The organism is Kitasatospora sp. NPDC001539 (assembly GCF_040298565.1).
Classification (GTDB): domain Bacteria; phylum Actinomycetota; class Actinomycetes; order Streptomycetales; family Streptomycetaceae; genus Kitasatospora.
This window is the reverse complement of record NZ_JBEPAK010000183.1, coordinates 1-14,371: the sequence shown is the minus strand read 5'-3', so window position 1 is coordinate 14,371 and position 14,371 is coordinate 1. Positions and strand designations below refer to the sequence as shown.

Sequence of the window (14,371 nt, the reverse complement as noted above, 5' to 3'; positions counted from 1 at the left end):
GGTTCCTTTTTATTATTGTTGTTCTCACCCATGGTGGCGCCGGCGCCGGCGCCAGTGTCTGTGCCGGCGGCGGAGGCAGCAGCGAAGGCAGAGGCGACGGGCGGGGCGGAGGCTTCGCCGGCGGCTCCGGAGGACCGGACGGTCCCTGACCCTCCTGCCGCTCCGGAACCGGAGGAGACCGCGGAGCGAACCACGGCGGAGCGGCCGCCGGGGACACCGCCGGAGACACCCGCCGCGGCAGACGCCGCCGGGGCCGGGTCGGCCGCCCCGGTACTCACCCCCGTCGTGGTACGGCGGCGGCGAGTACCGCGGGCCGCACTCGCCGCCGGGACGGCCGCCGCCGTGCTCGCCACCGTCGGGGCGGTCGCCACCGGTCTCACGACCCACTCGGGCGGTCCGCTCAGCTCGGCTCCCACCCGGGCCGCGGCGGCCGGTCCGGCCACCGGGTCCCCGGCGCCCGTCGCCGCCGCCGCGCCCGTCGACACCGGCGCGGGCCAGGACGTGAACGCCCCGATCACCGTCGCGGTCCGCCCGTCCGCCTGGGACAGCGCCTGCGACCAGTACCTGGTCGACCGCCCGCCGTCGGAGGTCCCCCGCCCGCCCGCCGTGGTGGACGTCCCGGCCTGGGTCTCCCGGGTCGGTGCGGTCGCCGGCCACTACCAGTCGATCGAGCTCACCGTGCAGGGCACCGGCAGCGAGACCGTGGTGCTGACCGCCCTCAACGTCCGGATCGCCCGGATCGCGGCCCCGCTGCCGTGGAACGCCTACGCCATGGGCGAGGGTTGCGGCGGCGGAGTCGACGTCCACTCCTTCGACCTCGACCTGGACGCGGCCCGCCCCCGCCCGGTCGTCACCGAGGGCAGCACCGGCCTGCCGGTCAAGGTGAGCGAGCGGGACCCGGAGGTCATCGAGGTGACCGCCGAGACCACCTCCCACGACGTCAGCTGGTACCTGGAACTGGAGTGGACCAGCGGCAACCGGAAGGGCACCCTGACCATCGGCCCCGACGCGGGCGCCCACCCCGGCCAGGACACGCCCTTCCGCACCAGCGCGGTCAAGGGCCGGCCGCTGTACAGCTACCCGGTCGACGGGACGGCCTGGCGGCCGAGCCCCTTCCAGCAGTGACGGCCGCGCGGACTCCCGGCGCCGGGACCCCGCCTCGGTGCCGGGAGCCGGGGCCACGGGAACAGGCTCCGCCGGCCTGCATTCCGGTCCGAAGCGGGTTCCCGTCCTGAACGCGCCGCCTCCCCGGTAGACCCTGCCGGCGAGCGGGTACGACACGGTGTGCGCCCGCTCCGTCCGGGGTCATGACCAACAGCAGGCGATCAGTGGTGAGCGCCGACGCCACGGGCCGCGACCGCAACGAGGCACGCGCACGAGGCACGAGGGGGGAACAATGCGCTTGGTGGTGACTGCCGCTCGGGCGGCGGCCGTGGTCGTCGCCACCTGGCTGGCGCTGTCCGTGCTGATGGTGCTGTTGGGCTCGCTCCTTCCGGGCCCCCGGCCCCACGGCACCGCCTGGTCCACGGCCCTCACGCTGTGGCTGCTCTCGCTGCTCTTCGGGCCGCTGGTCGCCTGCGTCGCGTTGCGCCGGTGGATCGCCGGCAGCGGAGCCGGGAGGCCGGACGAACCGACTCCTCCTGGGCCGTACGGGCAAGGCCGGCAGGACACGCCGCGATCCGGCGGACATGCCTGGCGGACGGACGCGTCACCTCCTCCGCGGTCCGACGAGCCGGGGCACTCCCAGGCCCCGCGTGCCGCAGCGGACCCGGACTCCGAGGCTCGGCGACGAGCCCGAGCGGAAGCCGAGCGGAAGCTTGCAGCAGCGGAGCGCGCCCGCGCGCAAGCCGAGCGGGCGCGCAAGGAGGAAGCCCGCCGACGCGCGGCACGCAACCGCCGGCTGCGCGAGCGGGGTCGGCGGTACTGACAGGCCGCAGGCCGGTCGAGAAGGGCACCGGCTCGGTCACGGCCGGCCCTGCCGCTCTCCTCGGGGCTGCCGGTCGTGCGGCGGTCCCGGGCGCTACCTCGCTCCGACCGGGACCCCGGGGTTCACCAGGCCCCGACCGCCGGTGACGGTGTTGCCCGCGCCGATCGTCACCGGGCAGCTCGCGGAGTAGTTGGTGACGTCGATGGCGTAGCGGTCCGGCCCCGTGGCGCCGGTCAGGTCGGAGCGGTTGCCCCGGAAGACCGTGCCGCAGCCCCAGCCGGGCTGGACGCTGTGGGTCTGGTAGCCGTCGTCGGTGGTGCGCCGGCCGGTGTTGTTCTCGACGGTGTAGCCGTTGCCCTTCACGTCGACCCACGAGTCGTCGTAGTTGCGGCCGGTGAGGCCGTCCCCGTCGAAGGTGTTGCCGGAGACCACGCCGCCCCGGGTGCCCTCCTTGAGGTCGACGTTCTCGGCGCCGATGCCCGGGCCGAAGGTGTTCCCGGTGATCTGCACGTAGTCGCTGTGGTCGGTCAGGGTGTTGGCGGTGCCGACGTAGACGCCTTCGCCCAGGCCGTCCCGGTTCAGCCCGGTGTCGTGGATGTGCGAGTCGCGCAGCGTTCCGTGGGCGCTGGAGTTGCGGAAGTGCACCCCTTCCATGGTGGTGTGGTGGACCGTCACCCCGTCCAGCACCACGTAGTCGGCGGCGTCGGCCATGATGCCCTTCTGCGCGCCGGTGACGGTCAGGCCGTGGACGGTCCAGTAGCTCGCGCCGTCGAGGTGGAGGCCGTAGCCGCCGCCGGTCGGGGTGGTGAGCACGGCCTTCGGCGAGCCGGTGAGGGTGATCCGCGCGGCGGCTGTGCCGGGGGTGGTCGCCGTGAAGCTGCCGGAGTAGGTGCCGTCGGCGAGTTGGATGGTCTGGCCGGGCGCGGCGGCGGCGAGGGCGGCCTGCAGCTGCTTGGCGGTGCTGACCTTGACCACGGTCCCCGCCGGGGAGGTCGCGACGGCAGCGGGGGCGGCGCAGCCCAGGGTGAGGGCGGTGAGCGCGGCGAGGGTGGTGAGGCGGGTCGTCACGACGGTGCTCCCTGCGGTGGGTGCGACGGGTAGGAACGGGCCGTCGCCCACAGTGGACTGGACCATTCGAGGCGTCAAGGGTGCCTCGGCGGGCCCGCGGGGAGCACGGGGCCCGGAAGACCGGGACCGGGTGGGGCCGGAAGGCCGGGAGCGGGTGGGCCGGGCCTACCCGGCGGCCGGGCGACGCGGAGCGCGCCGCATCACCCAGAGCGCCGGCCCGTTCGCCGGCAGCCGGACCTCCTCCAGCACCTCGAAGCCGTGGTGTCCGTAGAAGGGCAGGTTGGCCTCCTTGGAGCACTCCAGGTAGGCCGGCAGCCCCGCCTCGTCGGCCTCGGCCAGGCCCGAGCGCAGCAGGGCCGATCCCTGGCCCCGCCCCTGGACGGCCGGGTCGGCGCCGAGCACCGCCAGGTACCAGTGCGGCTCCTGGGGCGCGTTGGCGGCGGCCGCCTCGACGGAGCACCGGAACGGCTCGGCCCGGTCGCCGAGCAGTTCGGTCAGCTCGCGGATCGTCTCCGCGTCCGGGACGGCCTTGTCCTGCGCCTCCGGCGGCACCCAGAGGGCGGCGGCGTGCTCGGTGCGCTCGCACACGCCGTACGGCAGGTACTGCCGGGTGAGCAGGATGGTGAAGTACCTGTCCAGCGCGGCCGGTCGTGTGCTGCCCCCGGGGAAGAGCCACCTCATCATCGGGTCGTCCTCGAACGCCCGTGCCAGCATCCCGGCCATCGGCCCCGCGTCATCCTCGGTCGCCGTCCTCGGCGTGTTCGTCATCCGCATACGGACATACTGGCGTCTCTTATCCCCCGCCCCCGCAGCCGGGCCCGTCAACCACCCTGCGGCACAGCAGTACTGACGACCCGACGGGCCGAGCACGGGGGCTTGAGCGGGACACCGCGGCCGCTGGGGGCGGGCATCGCCACCGGAGCGCCATGGTGCTAACGTCAGTAGCACCATGTTGCTGAAGCTGGACCTTGGTGACGCCCGCCCCCTGCACGAGCAGGTGGCGGGTGCGATCCGACGTGCCGTCGCCGAGGGCGAGTGCTCCCCCGGCGACAAACTGCCGCCCGCCCGGGAGCTCTCCCGGGCCCTCGGGGTGAACACCAACACCGTGCTGCGCGGGCTGCGCGCCCTGCGCGACGAGGGGGTGCTGGAGTTCCGCCGGGGCCGTGGCATCACGGTCGCGGAGGATGCCGGACAGCGAGCCGAACTCGTTGACCGAGTACGGCAGTTGATCGCCGAAGCGGCCCGGGTCGGCTACAGCAGGAACGATCTCGTGGATCTGATCAGGGGGATGCCGTGAACGATTCGGAGCCCGTGGGAACGGGACCGGCGACGACGCCCCGGCCGGGCGCGGTCCGGGCGGGGGCGGCCTGGGCGGGGGCGGTCTGGGCGCTCGGCGTGCTGGCGCTGCTCGTCACGATGCCGCTGGTGGCGCGCGACCGGCTGCCGGACCCGGTGGCCACGCACTGGAACGGGAGCCGGCCGGACGGATCGATGTCGGTGACGTCAGCGGCCCTGTTCCCGGCCGGCGTGTGGCTGGCCCTGGTGCTCGCCGCCGTGGTCGCCCGTCGCTACTGGGGCGGCTCCGCCTCCGGGCTGCCCGCCGCGCTGCTCGCGGGTGGCGGGGTGCTGCTGATCGGGGCGCAGGCGTCGATCGTCCATGCCAACCTGGGCCGCTCCCACTGGCAGGACGCCGACTCGGCGAACCTCTGGGTGGCCGTCGTCATGGCCCTGACCGCCCTGGCGTCGGCGCTCGCCTGCCTCGCGACCAGGCGGCCCCAGAGCGCCCTCGCCGGCGCCGGGCCCGCGGCGCGGGAGCCGGTGATGGACCTCCCGGACGTCGAGCGGGTGGTCTGGCTCTCCTGGGCCGCCAACCCGGCACTCCAGCTGACCGCCGCCCTCCTCGGCCTCGGCGCCGTGGGTACGGCGGTGGCCTCCGGCACCGGGCTGACCGACCCGCACTGGATGCTGCTCCTGCCGCTCGCCGCCCTCGCCCTCGGCATCGGAGCGGTCTCCTCCGTGCGGGCCCGGGTGACGGCGAAGGGGCTGGTCGTCGGTTTCGGCCCGTTGGGCTGGCCCCGGCGGAGCTGGTCCCCCGCCGAGATCGAGTCGGCGCGCGCCGAACAGCGCACCGCCGCCCAGGCGGGCGGCTTCGGCTACCGGGTGAACCGCCTGGGCACCACGGTGATGCTCCGCAGCGGCGGCTGCCTGGTCGTCCGCACCCGCGCGGGCGCCGAGTTCGCGGTCAGCATCGACGACGCCGAGCGCGGGGCGGCCCTGCTCAACGCCCTCGCCGACCGGGCGGACGCCGGAAGGACCTGACCCGGGAGGACCTGACCCGGGAAGGCCCTGACCCGGGAAGGCCCTGACGCGGGAAGGCCCTGACGCGTGAGGAACCTGGCGCGTCAGGGGTCCCGACCGGGTCGAAGTCAACTCCGCTCCGCCGTAAACCACCTGATCCGGCGGTGGACCACGTCTCCGCGCGGGTACACCAGTTCACGGCCGCTTCCGTGCGGTGGCGCCCCTCGACACCGCCCCCACGCGAACCCCCAGCGGCCGGAGGATCCGCGGGTGAGGCTGCCCGTACGGTAGGCGAGGAGGCGTCCGTGAGCGACGACCTGCGCAGCGAGAGAATTCCCGACTCCCCCCAGCGGCACGACACCCAGGACGAACGGACCGTCACCTTCCTGCGCTTCGGCGTCGGGGCGATCGGCATCCTGCTGCCGCCGGCCCTGCCGCTCGGCGACTGGCTGACGGACGAGGTCATGGGGCGCGCCACGGACGGCTTCTGGCCGGCCACGATGAGCGGCTCGTACTACACCAGCACGCGGAACCTCTTCGTCGGGGCCCTGTGCGCGCTCGGGGTGTTCCTGATCTGCTACCGCTTCGACCGGCGGGACGACCGGTGGAGCACGGCGGCCGGGGTGTTCGCGCTCGGGGTCGCGCTGTGCCCGACGACGCCGGGGAGCCCGACGGAGGTGCAGCGCGTGGTCGGGGCCTTCCACCTGGTCTTCGCCTCGCTGCTGTTCGTGATGCTGGCGCTGTTCTGCCTCTTCTCCTTCCGCAATCCGCGCTCGGCGCAGCCGGCCGGGGTCGGCACGGCCTACCTGGCGGCGGGGGTGCTGATCCTGGTGGCACTGGGAGCGGCCGTGCTGTGCGGGCTGGTCGGGTTCGGTGACGACTGGGCGGTGCAGCCGATGTACCTGAGCGAGTGGGTGGCGACCTGGGCCTTCGGTGCGGCCTGGATCGGCGCGGCGGTGGAGCTGGCGGCCGGGCGGAGCGGACGGACCGGCACGGGGGCGCTCCCGCACCAGGCGGAGCCGCTCCGGTCCGAGGGCTTCCCGCTGGGCGCTCCGGAGGTCCAGCCCGAAGGTTAGGGCCCGTCTGCGAACCCCGCCCGCGGGCCGACGCTCCCCCAGCCTCCGGCCGGGAGGCCCCCACCTCCGCCTTGCGATGCACGCGCTCCGGTCGCTCGGCTCGGTGGTGCTCGCGGTCGCGGTGGTCCGGCGCCGCGACCACGGACGGTCAGAACGCCGCGATGCTGCCCGGCGCCCGCTCGGCCCGGCTGAGCGCCCGCAGCACGCCCACCGCGCCGTGCCGCCGGACCGCCAGCCGGGTCAGCAGGGAGATCACGGACTCGGCCGTCTCCGGCGGCAGTTCGGGCGTCGGGACGCCCGCGCTGACCGCCAGGTCGTCGCCGTGCACGGCCAGCTCCATCGTCCGGGTGGCCAGCAGGTCGTCGAGCGTCAACGACCACGGGCCCCAGAACGGCAACCGGACCGGCCGGTCCGCGGTCGCGGACGCGAGGAGGGCGTCCATGGTGCCGAGTGCCTCCGCGAGGCGGCGGCTCAGTGCGGCCGGTCCGGGGGCGGCGACCAGCTCGCCGCCCCGCCGGATCCGCACGTTGATGCCGGCGTCCACCCCGGTGCCGACCCACTCCGAGCGCCGGTAGTGCTCCAGCAGGGCGACCGTGGCCTCCGCCGGTGCCGGGGCCGCCAGGACCTCCGGCACGCACAGCACCTGGTAGGCCAGGTGCCCGGCCAGGCCGCCGACGCTCCACTCGGGCAGGGCGCTCGGCCGGTCCCAGGCCTCGGCCACCTCCGCCCGGCGCAGCAGCGACTCGGCCGCCCGGGCCGCGGCCAGGAAGTCCACTCGGGGATTCGTCACGACCCCGGCCTACCGCCGCCGCGGCCGTCGGAAACCCCGGTCCCGGCGCTGCCGGACGGCACCTGGGCCGCCCGCCGGTTCGCCACCTCGTCCGCCGTCGCCACCAGCAGGGCCAGCAGGACCAGGCCCGCCGCCACCGCGACCCCCAGCTGGAAGGCCAGCGCCCAGTCCGGGCGGCGGCCGCCGACGTGGGCGAAGAAGACCGAGCCGACCACCGCGATCCCGACCGCCGAGCCGACCCGCTGCGCCGTCTGCAGCACGCCACCGGCGCTGCCCGCCCGGGCCACCGGGACCCGTTGCAGGGTGAGCGTCTGGTTCGGGGTGATCACCAGGCCGCTGCCCGCCCCCGCGACCAGCAGCGGTCCGAGCGTCGTCCAGCCCACCGACGGGCCCGACCACAGCTGCACCGCCAGGGCCGAGGCCAGCAGGCCGACGAGCACCAGCACCAGTCCCAGCACCACCAGCCGCCGTCCGAGCCGGCCCACCAGGCGCCCGCCCACCGCGGCCGACACGCCGGAGCCGACCGCGAACGGGGTGATCGCCAGGCCCGCCGTCAGCGCCGAGTAGTGCAGGCCCGCCTGGAGGTAGAGCGTGAAGATGAAGAAGATCGCGGTGAACCCGGCGAAGTACACCAGCGACAGCGTCACGCCCGCCGCGTACGGGCGCACCGCGAACAGCGCCATGCTCACCAGGGGTTCGTGCCGGCGCGCGTAGTGCTGCTCCCAGCCGACGAAGGCCGCCAGCAGCACCGCCGCCAGCGGCAGCAGCAGCCAGCGGTCCGGGCTGTGCCACTGCTGCTGCTGGACGAAGGGCAGCAGCAGCGCGACCGTCCCGGCGCCGAGCAGTACCACGCCGAGCGGGTCGAAGTCGCGGTGTCCGGCCCGTTCGGCGGCCGGGCGGGGCGGCGGAAGCAGCCGGTAGGCGACCGGGAGCGCGACCGCGCCGATCGGCAGGTTGACCAGGAACACCCAGCGCCAGCCGTTCTCCGGGCCGAACAGGTGGATCAGCAGCCCGCCGAGCAGCGGCCCGACGGCGGTGGACAGCCCGATGGTCGCCCCGAGCGCTCCGAAGGCCCGGCCGCGCTCGGCGCCCTGGAACAGGGTCTGGATGAAGCCGGACACCTGCGGCACCAGCACGCCGCCCGCCGCGCCCTGGAACAGCCGGGCGAGCACCAGCCACTCCTGGTTCTGCGCCGCCCCGGCGAGGGCGCTGGCCAGGGTGAACAGGGCGAGCCCGGTGAGGAAGACGGCCCGCCGGCTGCGGGCGTCGCCGAGCCGCCCGGCCGGGACGAGCACCAGGCCGAAGGCGAGCGCGTAGCCGCTGAGCACCCACTGCAGGCCGCTGTCGGACATGTGCAGCCCGGCCCGGACGGTCGGCAGGGCGACGTTGACGATGCTGACGTCCAGCAGGGTCATGAACCCGGCGACCAGGCACACGGTGAGCGCCCGCCAGCGCCGTTCATCGGCCCGTCCGCCCACGGCGGAGGCGCCGTGTCGCTCGGGCTTCCCCGCGTCGCGGGGGGACTGGGTGGTCATGGGAGCCCCTTCCCGGTGTCCGGGGGCCGGCGTGCCGGGCAGTCGGACACGCCCTCGGCTCCGGCCCATCGTCACCCGGCCCGATCGCCACCGCCACCGGGCCCCCTGGCCGGGCCTCCCTCACCCGAACGGCCGAACCGGATCGCGACCGGCGCGGACCCGCCCGAGGCTGGCCGCATGACTGTCGCCACCGAGACCCAGCCCTCCGCCCCGCCGGTGCTCGACGTACGGCAGCGGAACGTCGTCTTCGCCACCATCATGCTCGGCATGCTGCTGGCCGCCCTGGACCAGACCATCGTCGGCACCGCGCTGCCCACCATCGTCGCGGACCTCGGCGGGGCCGCGCACATGTCCTGGGTGGTGACGTCCTATCTGCTGGCCGAGACGGTCGCCACCGTGCTGGCCGGCAAGTTCGGCGACCTGTACGGGCGCAAGCTGCTGTTCCAGCTCTCGGCGATCGTCTTCATCACCGGCTCGTTCCTGTGCGGCCTGGCCACGAACATGACCCTGCTGATCGCCTGGCGGGCCCTCCAGGGCATCGGTGCGGGCGGCCTGATGGTGACGGCCATGGCGTTGATCGCCGACGTCATCCCGCTGCGGGAGCGCGGCAAGTACCAGGGCGCGATCGGCGCCGTGTTCGGCCTGGCGACGGTGATCGGGCCGCTGCTGGGCGGGCTGTTCACCGACCACCTGTCCTGGCGCTGGGCGTTCTACGTCAACGTGCCGATCGCCGTCGTGGTGGTGGCGGCCGCCGCCCGGACCATCCCGTCGGTGCGGGCGGCGGTGCGACCGGTGATCGACTACCTGGGCATCGCGCTGGTCGCGGTCGGCGCCAGCGCCCTGATCCTGGCGACCAGTTGGGGCGGCAACCAGTACGCCTGGGACTCCGGCGTGATCATCGGGCTGTTCGCCGGCGGTGCGGTGGCGCTCGGGCTGTTCTGCTGGGCGGAGACCCGGGCGGCCCAACCGATGCTGCCGATGCGGCTGTTCCGCAACCCGGTGTTCGCGGTCTGCTCGGTGCTCAGCTTCATCGTCGGGTTCGCGATGCTCGGCGCGCTCACCTTCCTGCCGACGTTCCTGCAGTACGTGGACGGTGACTCGGCGACGGTCTCCGGCGTGCGGATGCTGCCGATGGTGATCGGCCTGCTGATCGCCTCCATCGCCAGCGGCAACGTGGTCAGCAGGACCGGCCGGTACCGGATGTTCCCGATCGCCGGCACCCTGGTGATGGCCGTCGGCCTGTACCTGCTCTCCCGGTTGGAGCCCGGCACCAGCACCGCGCTGGCCTCGCTCTACATGTTCGTGCTCGGTGTCGGCATCGGGCTGAGCATGCAGGTGCTGACCATCGCCGTGCAGAACACCGTCGACTACGCGGACCTCGGCACCGCCACCTCCGGGGTGACCTTCTTCCGCACCATCGGCAGTTCCTTCGGCACCGCGGTGTTCGGCACCATCTACGCCAACAGCCTCAAGAACGACCTGGCCGACGGCATCGCCTCCGCCGCCCGGCTCACCGGCGCCGACCCGGCCGCCCTCGCCCGGGCCGCCGAAAGCCCGCAGGGCCTGCACCAGCTGCCCGCCGCGCAGGCCGCGCCGATCGTCCAGGGGTACTCCGACGCCCTGCACACGGTGTACCTGTGGACGATCCCGGTGGCCGTGGTCGGCTTCGTGGTCGCGCTCTTCCTCAAGCAGGTGCCCCTGCGCGACACCACCCGGGCCGGCTCCACCGACATGGGCGAGGGCTTCGCCCAGCCGACGACCAGCGACTCCGACCCGCACCTGGAGTACGCCGTCTGCACGCTCGTGCGCGGTGTCGACCTGGACACGGTACGGACCATCGTCGGCGACGCCGACACCCGGGTGGACCTGGCCGGCGCCTGGGCGCTGATGGAGGTGGCCGGCCACACCAAGGCCGTCGGGTACGCCTCGCTGGACCTGATCGCCGCCCGCAAGCGGGTGCCGCCCGAGGTGCTGGAGCCGGTCTTCGACCGGATGGCCGCCGAGGGCTACCTGGTCCGCGACGGCGACCGGCTCACCCACACCGAGGCCGGCACCCGCGAGGTGCAGGCCCTCGGCCGCGCCTGGTCCGGCTGGCTCAACGCCCGCCTCGACGCCGACGCCGGCCGCCCCCGCAGCCCCCGACTGCGCACCGCGGCCGACGCCATCGCCTGGCGGCTCCTGGTCGAGGACCTCACCAACGGCCTCCCGGCGCACGCCCGCCCCAAGGAACCGGCACGCTCCTGACGGGCCGCCGGCTACAGCCGGGTGGTGTCGAGCCGGAGGTCGAAGGGCGCCGGCAGCCGGACCGGCGTGCCGAAGGCGTGCGGGCCGCTCTCCGCCGCGTAGCCCGGACGGGTCGGTTCGCTGTACAGCGTGCAGGTGCGGTTCTGCCGGTCGATGAGCAGATAGAGCGGAGCGCCGTACTGGCCGTAGCGGCGGCGCTTGACGAGGCGGTCGGTCTCCGCGTTGGACGGGGAAGTGACCTCGACGATCAGGAGCGTCTGGTCCGGCAGCAGCGCGCCCTCGGTCTTCGCGGCGAGGTCGGCGGGGACGACGGCCAGGTCCGGGACGTACCAGTTCTCGCTGCCGGGCAGGTCCAGGTCGCCGGAGCCGGCCACCAGGCCGAGCTGGTCGAGACGGGGAGCGAGCTGCCGGCGCACGACCTCGGCGGCGGACTCATGAGCCCAGGACGACGACACGGGGGTGATGACTCCCTCGATGATCTCGGTGCGGTCGCCGGCGATGTGCCGGATCGCGTACTTCAGGGCCCGCTCGGGGTCACTGACGGTGCTGTAGTCACCAGGGGCCCGGGGTGCCGTACTCACGACGCGTCTCCTCCCTCACCCGATGCTCCCCCACTCCGGGCCGCCGGAGGGCTGATCCGCCGCCGCACCGCCCGGAGGAGGGGCGGCGCGGCGGCGGTTGACGGGTACCGCCGGGGGCGGCAGCGGCCGGCGGGTGTGGTGAGCCCGGGGTTCAGCCGGCGAGCGGGGGGTTGAGGCGGGCGAAGGCCTCCTGGCGGCGGTAGGGGAAGTACGGGTACGGGGCGGTGCGGGCGCTGGCCGCGTCCAGGCGGGCCACCTGGTCCTCCGTCAGGGACCAGCCGACCGCGCCGAGGTTCTGCCGGAGCTGCTCCTCGTTGCGGGCGCCGATGATGACCGAGGAGACGGTCGGGCGGCGCAGCAGCCAGTTGATCGCCACCTGGGGGACGGTGCGGCCGGTCTCGGCGGCGATCCCGTCCAGCGCGTCGACCACCCGGTGGAGCAGGTCGTCCTCGACGGGCGGGCCGTAGTCGGCGGTGTCGTGCAGCCGGCTGCCGGCCGGCAGCGGGTGGCCGCGCCGGATCCGGCCGGTGAGGCGGCCCCAGCCGAGCGGGCTCCACACCAGGGCGCCGACGCCCTCCTCCTGGGCGAGCGGCATCAGCTCCCACTCGTAGTCGCGGCCGACGAGGGAGTAGTAGACCTGGTGGGCGGCGTACCGGGGGCGGCCGTGGCGGTCGGCGAGGGCGAGGGACTTCATCAGCTGCCAGCCGGAGAAGTTGGACACGCCGGTGTAGCGGATCTTGCCCGCGCGGACCAGCTCCTCCAGGGTGGCCAGGACCTCCTCGATCGGGGTGCCGGCGTCGTAGGCGTGCAGCTGGAAGAGGTCCAGGTAGGTGGTGCCGAGACGGCGCAGCGAGTCGTCGACGGCCCGGATGAGCCGGGCTCGAGAGGTACCGGCGTCCTGGGGGCCGTCGCCGAGGGGCAGTCCGGCCTTGGTGGAGATCAGCACCTGGTCGCGCCGGCCGCGCACGGCCTGGCCGAGCACCTCCTCGGAGGCGCCGTCGGAGTAGACGTCGGCGGTGTCGAAGAGGGTGACTCCGGCGTCCAGGGCGATGTCGAGCAGGCGGCGGGCCTCCTGGACGTCGGTGGTGCCCCAGGCGCCGAACAGCGGGCCCCGGCCGCCGAAGGTGCCGGTGCCGAGGCTCAGCGCGGAGACCTTGAGTCCGGAGGCGCCGAGCCGGCGGTACCCCATGTCGGCGGCGGGCGTGGTGGCGGTGCTGCGCGCGCCAGTGGCGGTGGTGGCAGTGGTGGCCATGACGGTCTTCTCCCCTCGAAGCCCCTAATGGGACTCCCATTCCGTTAGGATGCCTCGAACCTAGCAGACCTCTGCCAGCTAATGGAACAGGATTCCCGTTAATGGTTGCCGAGCCCGTCGAGACCTCCACCCCCGGCACGCTCCGCCCCGGCGGCCGCACCGCCCGCGTCCGCGCCGCCGTCCTCCGGGCCGCCGAGGACGCCCTCGTCGAGCACGGCTTCGGCGGACTCGACCTCGGCGACATCGCCCAGCGGGCCGGAGTCGGCCGGACCACCGTCTACCGCCGCTGGGGCAGCACCACCGCCCTGGTCGCCGACCTGCTCACCGACATGGCCGAGCAGTCGCTGCCGCGCACCCGCAGCGGCACGCTCGGCGAGGACCTGCGGGCCAACGCCCGGCTCGTCCAGCGCACCCTCGCCGACCCCCGGCAGGGCGCGCTGTTCCGGGCGGTGATCGCGGCGGCCGACGGCGATCCGGGAACGGCCGAAGCCCTGCGGCTGTTCTACCGGCGCCGGGTCGAGGAGTGGGCGCCGTGCGTCGCCGAGGCGGTCGAGCGCGGGGAGCTCCCGCCGGGAACCGACCCGTCGGAGGTGATCCGGGCCGTCTCGGCGCCGCTCTACTACCGGATGCTCACCACCGCCGAGCCACTGGACGAACCTGCCGCGGACCGCGCCGCGGCCGCCGCCGAGGCGGCCGCCCGGGCCGGGGCGTACCGGCGGTAGAGCTCACGCCCCGTCACCTGATCGCGGTCCCCCGGCTGCGGAGCGCGACGAACGTTCGTAGCTTCATGGCCATGACGATCACTTCACCACGTGCGCGCCTGTCCTGGCTCGCCGCGCTGGCCGGCCTGGTCCTCTCGGCCGGCGCCGGCCCCGCCGTGGGCGCCACCGCCACCCCGGCCGACGCGGTCACGGCGGCCACGGCGGTCACCGCTGCCACGGCGGTCACGCCGACCGCCGCGAGCGTCCCCTACTACAGCCAGCAGCTCAACGACGACTGCGAGGCCGCCGCACTGCGCATGGTCCTGGCCGCGCGGGGTGTGACCACGGACGACCAGGAGGTGCTGGACCGGATCGGCGTCGACCTGGCGCACCCCGAGTTCGGCCACTCCGGCCCGCTGTCCGGCGACCCCTTCGAGGCCTTCGTCGGCGACCCGGACGGCTCGGAGGAGGACGGCACCGGGTTCGGCGTCTACCATCCGCCGGTGGCGAAGGCCGCCCGCGGCTACGGGCTCACCGTGCTGGAGGACGGCCAGGACGTCCCCACGGCGACGCTCAAGGAGCACCTGGCGGCCGGCCACCCGGCGATCGTCTGGGTGGACTACCTGTGGCGTCACCTCGCGACGACCACCTACACGGCCTACGACGGACGGAGCGTCCCGTACGCCGGGCCCGCCGAACACACCGTCGTCGTCACCGGTTTCAGCAACGGCAGGGTGTCGCTCAACGACCCCGCCCGCGGCCGCACGACGGTCTCCGAGAAGGACTTCGAGAACGGCTAATGATACGGTGACCGCCTTCATGTCTGCTCCCGCCCTCTCGACCGTTCGACCGCTGCCGCCGACCACTGCCGCCGGCGTCTACCGATGACCACTGCCGCC

Annotated in this window: 13 protein-coding genes; 7 read left to right on the top strand and 6 right to left on the bottom strand. The window is 74.5% G+C overall.

Annotated features, from left to right (window positions below; all coding sequences use genetic code 11):
• The first annotated feature begins 285 nt into the window (after window positions 1-285).
• Window positions 286-1,125, top strand: a complete 840-nt coding sequence (locus tag ABT247_RS24445) for a hypothetical protein (RefSeq protein WP_350745774.1) — start codon at window positions 286-288, stop codon at window positions 1,123-1,125.
• A gap of 895 nt (window positions 1,126-2,020) precedes the next feature.
• On the opposite strand, the gene ABT247_RS24440 is transcribed toward ABT247_RS24445, so the two are convergent.
• Window positions 2,021-2,995, bottom strand: coding sequence for a right-handed parallel beta-helix repeat-containing protein (locus ABT247_RS24440; protein WP_502892496.1), 975 nt, complete (start codon window positions 2,993-2,995; stop codon window positions 2,021-2,023).
• A 165-nt stretch (window positions 2,996-3,160) separates the two neighbouring features.
• On the bottom strand, window positions 3,161-3,769 hold the full coding sequence (locus ABT247_RS24435; protein WP_350745772.1) for a GNAT family N-acetyltransferase: 609 nt from the start codon (window positions 3,767-3,769) through the stop codon (window positions 3,161-3,163).
• A gap of 175 nt (window positions 3,770-3,944) precedes the next feature.
• Here ABT247_RS24435 and ABT247_RS24430 point away from each other — a divergent pair, with 175 nt between their 5' ends.
• The 3 genes from ABT247_RS24430 (at window position 3,945) to ABT247_RS24420 (ending at window position 6,369) form a co-directional block, all read left to right on the top strand.
• On the top strand, window positions 3,945-4,292 hold the full coding sequence (locus ABT247_RS24430) for a GntR family transcriptional regulator (protein WP_350745769.1): 348 nt from the start codon (window positions 3,945-3,947) through the stop codon (window positions 4,290-4,292).
• A 14-nt stretch (window positions 4,293-4,306) separates the two neighbouring features.
• Window positions 4,307-5,314 carry a DUF1648 domain-containing protein gene (locus tag ABT247_RS24425; protein ID WP_350745766.1) on the top strand — a complete coding sequence of 336 codons (1,008 nt, stop codon included), beginning with the start codon at window positions 4,307-4,309 and terminating at the stop codon, window positions 5,312-5,314.
• Window positions 5,315-5,598: 284 nt separating this feature from the next.
• A complete protein-coding gene (locus tag ABT247_RS24420) occupies window positions 5,599-6,369 on the top strand; it encodes a hypothetical protein (RefSeq protein ID WP_350745764.1) in 771 nt (256 codons plus the stop codon).
• A 148-nt stretch (window positions 6,370-6,517) separates the two neighbouring features.
• On the opposite strand, the gene ABT247_RS24415 is transcribed toward ABT247_RS24420, so the two are convergent.
• Together ABT247_RS24415 and ABT247_RS24410 are read right to left on the bottom strand one after the other, a co-directional pair.
• The gene (locus ABT247_RS24415) at window positions 6,518-7,159 is read right to left on the bottom strand and encodes a maleylpyruvate isomerase N-terminal domain-containing protein (RefSeq protein WP_350745761.1); all 642 of its coding nucleotides are present in this window, start codon (window positions 7,157-7,159) and stop codon (window positions 6,518-6,520) included.
• Window positions 7,156-8,694: an MFS transporter gene (locus ABT247_RS24410; protein WP_350745759.1), complete on the bottom strand. Its 1,539-nt coding sequence runs from the start codon at window positions 8,692-8,694 to the stop codon at window positions 7,156-7,158. Before ABT247_RS24410 ends, ABT247_RS24415 begins: the two co-directional genes overlap by 4 nt.
• 177 nt (window positions 8,695-8,871) lie before the next feature.
• Here ABT247_RS24410 and ABT247_RS24405 point away from each other — a divergent pair, with 177 nt between their 5' ends.
• Window positions 8,872-10,938 carry an MDR family MFS transporter gene (locus ABT247_RS24405; RefSeq protein WP_350745756.1) on the top strand — a complete coding sequence of 689 codons (2,067 nt, stop codon included), beginning with the start codon at window positions 8,872-8,874 and terminating at the stop codon, window positions 10,936-10,938.
• Between the two features lie 11 nt (window positions 10,939-10,949).
• Here ABT247_RS24405 and ABT247_RS24400 read toward each other — a convergent pair whose 3' ends face one another.
• Window positions 10,950-11,519, bottom strand: a complete 570-nt coding sequence (locus ABT247_RS24400; RefSeq protein WP_350745753.1) for a Uma2 family endonuclease — start codon at window positions 11,517-11,519, stop codon at window positions 10,950-10,952.
• Between the two features lie 151 nt (window positions 11,520-11,670).
• Window positions 11,671-12,708: an aldo/keto reductase gene (locus ABT247_RS24395; RefSeq protein WP_350745777.1), complete on the bottom strand. Its 1,038-nt coding sequence runs from the start codon at window positions 12,706-12,708 to the stop codon at window positions 11,671-11,673.
• A gap of 164 nt (window positions 12,709-12,872) precedes the next feature.
• Here ABT247_RS24395 and ABT247_RS24390 point away from each other — a divergent pair, with 164 nt between their 5' ends.
• Entirely contained in the window at window positions 12,873-13,493 is a 621-nt protein-coding gene (locus tag ABT247_RS24390) for a TetR/AcrR family transcriptional regulator (RefSeq protein WP_350745752.1), read from the top strand.
• A 71-nt stretch (window positions 13,494-13,564) separates the two neighbouring features.
• Window positions 13,565-14,272, top strand: coding sequence for a C39 family peptidase (locus ABT247_RS24385; RefSeq protein WP_350745749.1), 708 nt, complete (start codon window positions 13,565-13,567; stop codon window positions 14,270-14,272).
• Window positions 14,273-14,371: the final 99 nt, after the last annotated feature.

Coding starts and splice junctions, on each gene's coding strand:
- ABT247_RS24435 (WP_350745772.1), bottom strand. CDS start 3,769: ATGCGGATGACGAACACGCCGAGGACGGCGACCGAGGATGACGCGGGG.
- ABT247_RS24395 (WP_350745777.1), bottom strand. CDS start 12,708: ATGGGGTACCGCCGGCTCGGCGCCTCCGGACTCAAGGTCTCCGCGCTG.
- ABT247_RS24385 (WP_350745749.1), top strand. CDS start 13,565: ATGACGATCACTTCACCACGTGCGCGCCTGTCCTGGCTCGCCGCGCTG.
- ABT247_RS24430 (WP_350745769.1), top strand. CDS start 3,945: ATGTTGCTGAAGCTGGACCTTGGTGACGCCCGCCCCCTGCACGAGCAG.
- ABT247_RS24405 (WP_350745756.1), top strand. CDS start 8,872: ATGACTGTCGCCACCGAGACCCAGCCCTCCGCCCCGCCGGTGCTCGAC.
- ABT247_RS24390 (WP_350745752.1), top strand. CDS start 12,873: ATGGTTGCCGAGCCCGTCGAGACCTCCACCCCCGGCACGCTCCGCCCC.
- ABT247_RS24410 (WP_350745759.1), bottom strand. CDS start 8,694: ATGACCACCCAGTCCCCCCGCGACGCGGGGAAGCCCGAGCGACACGGC.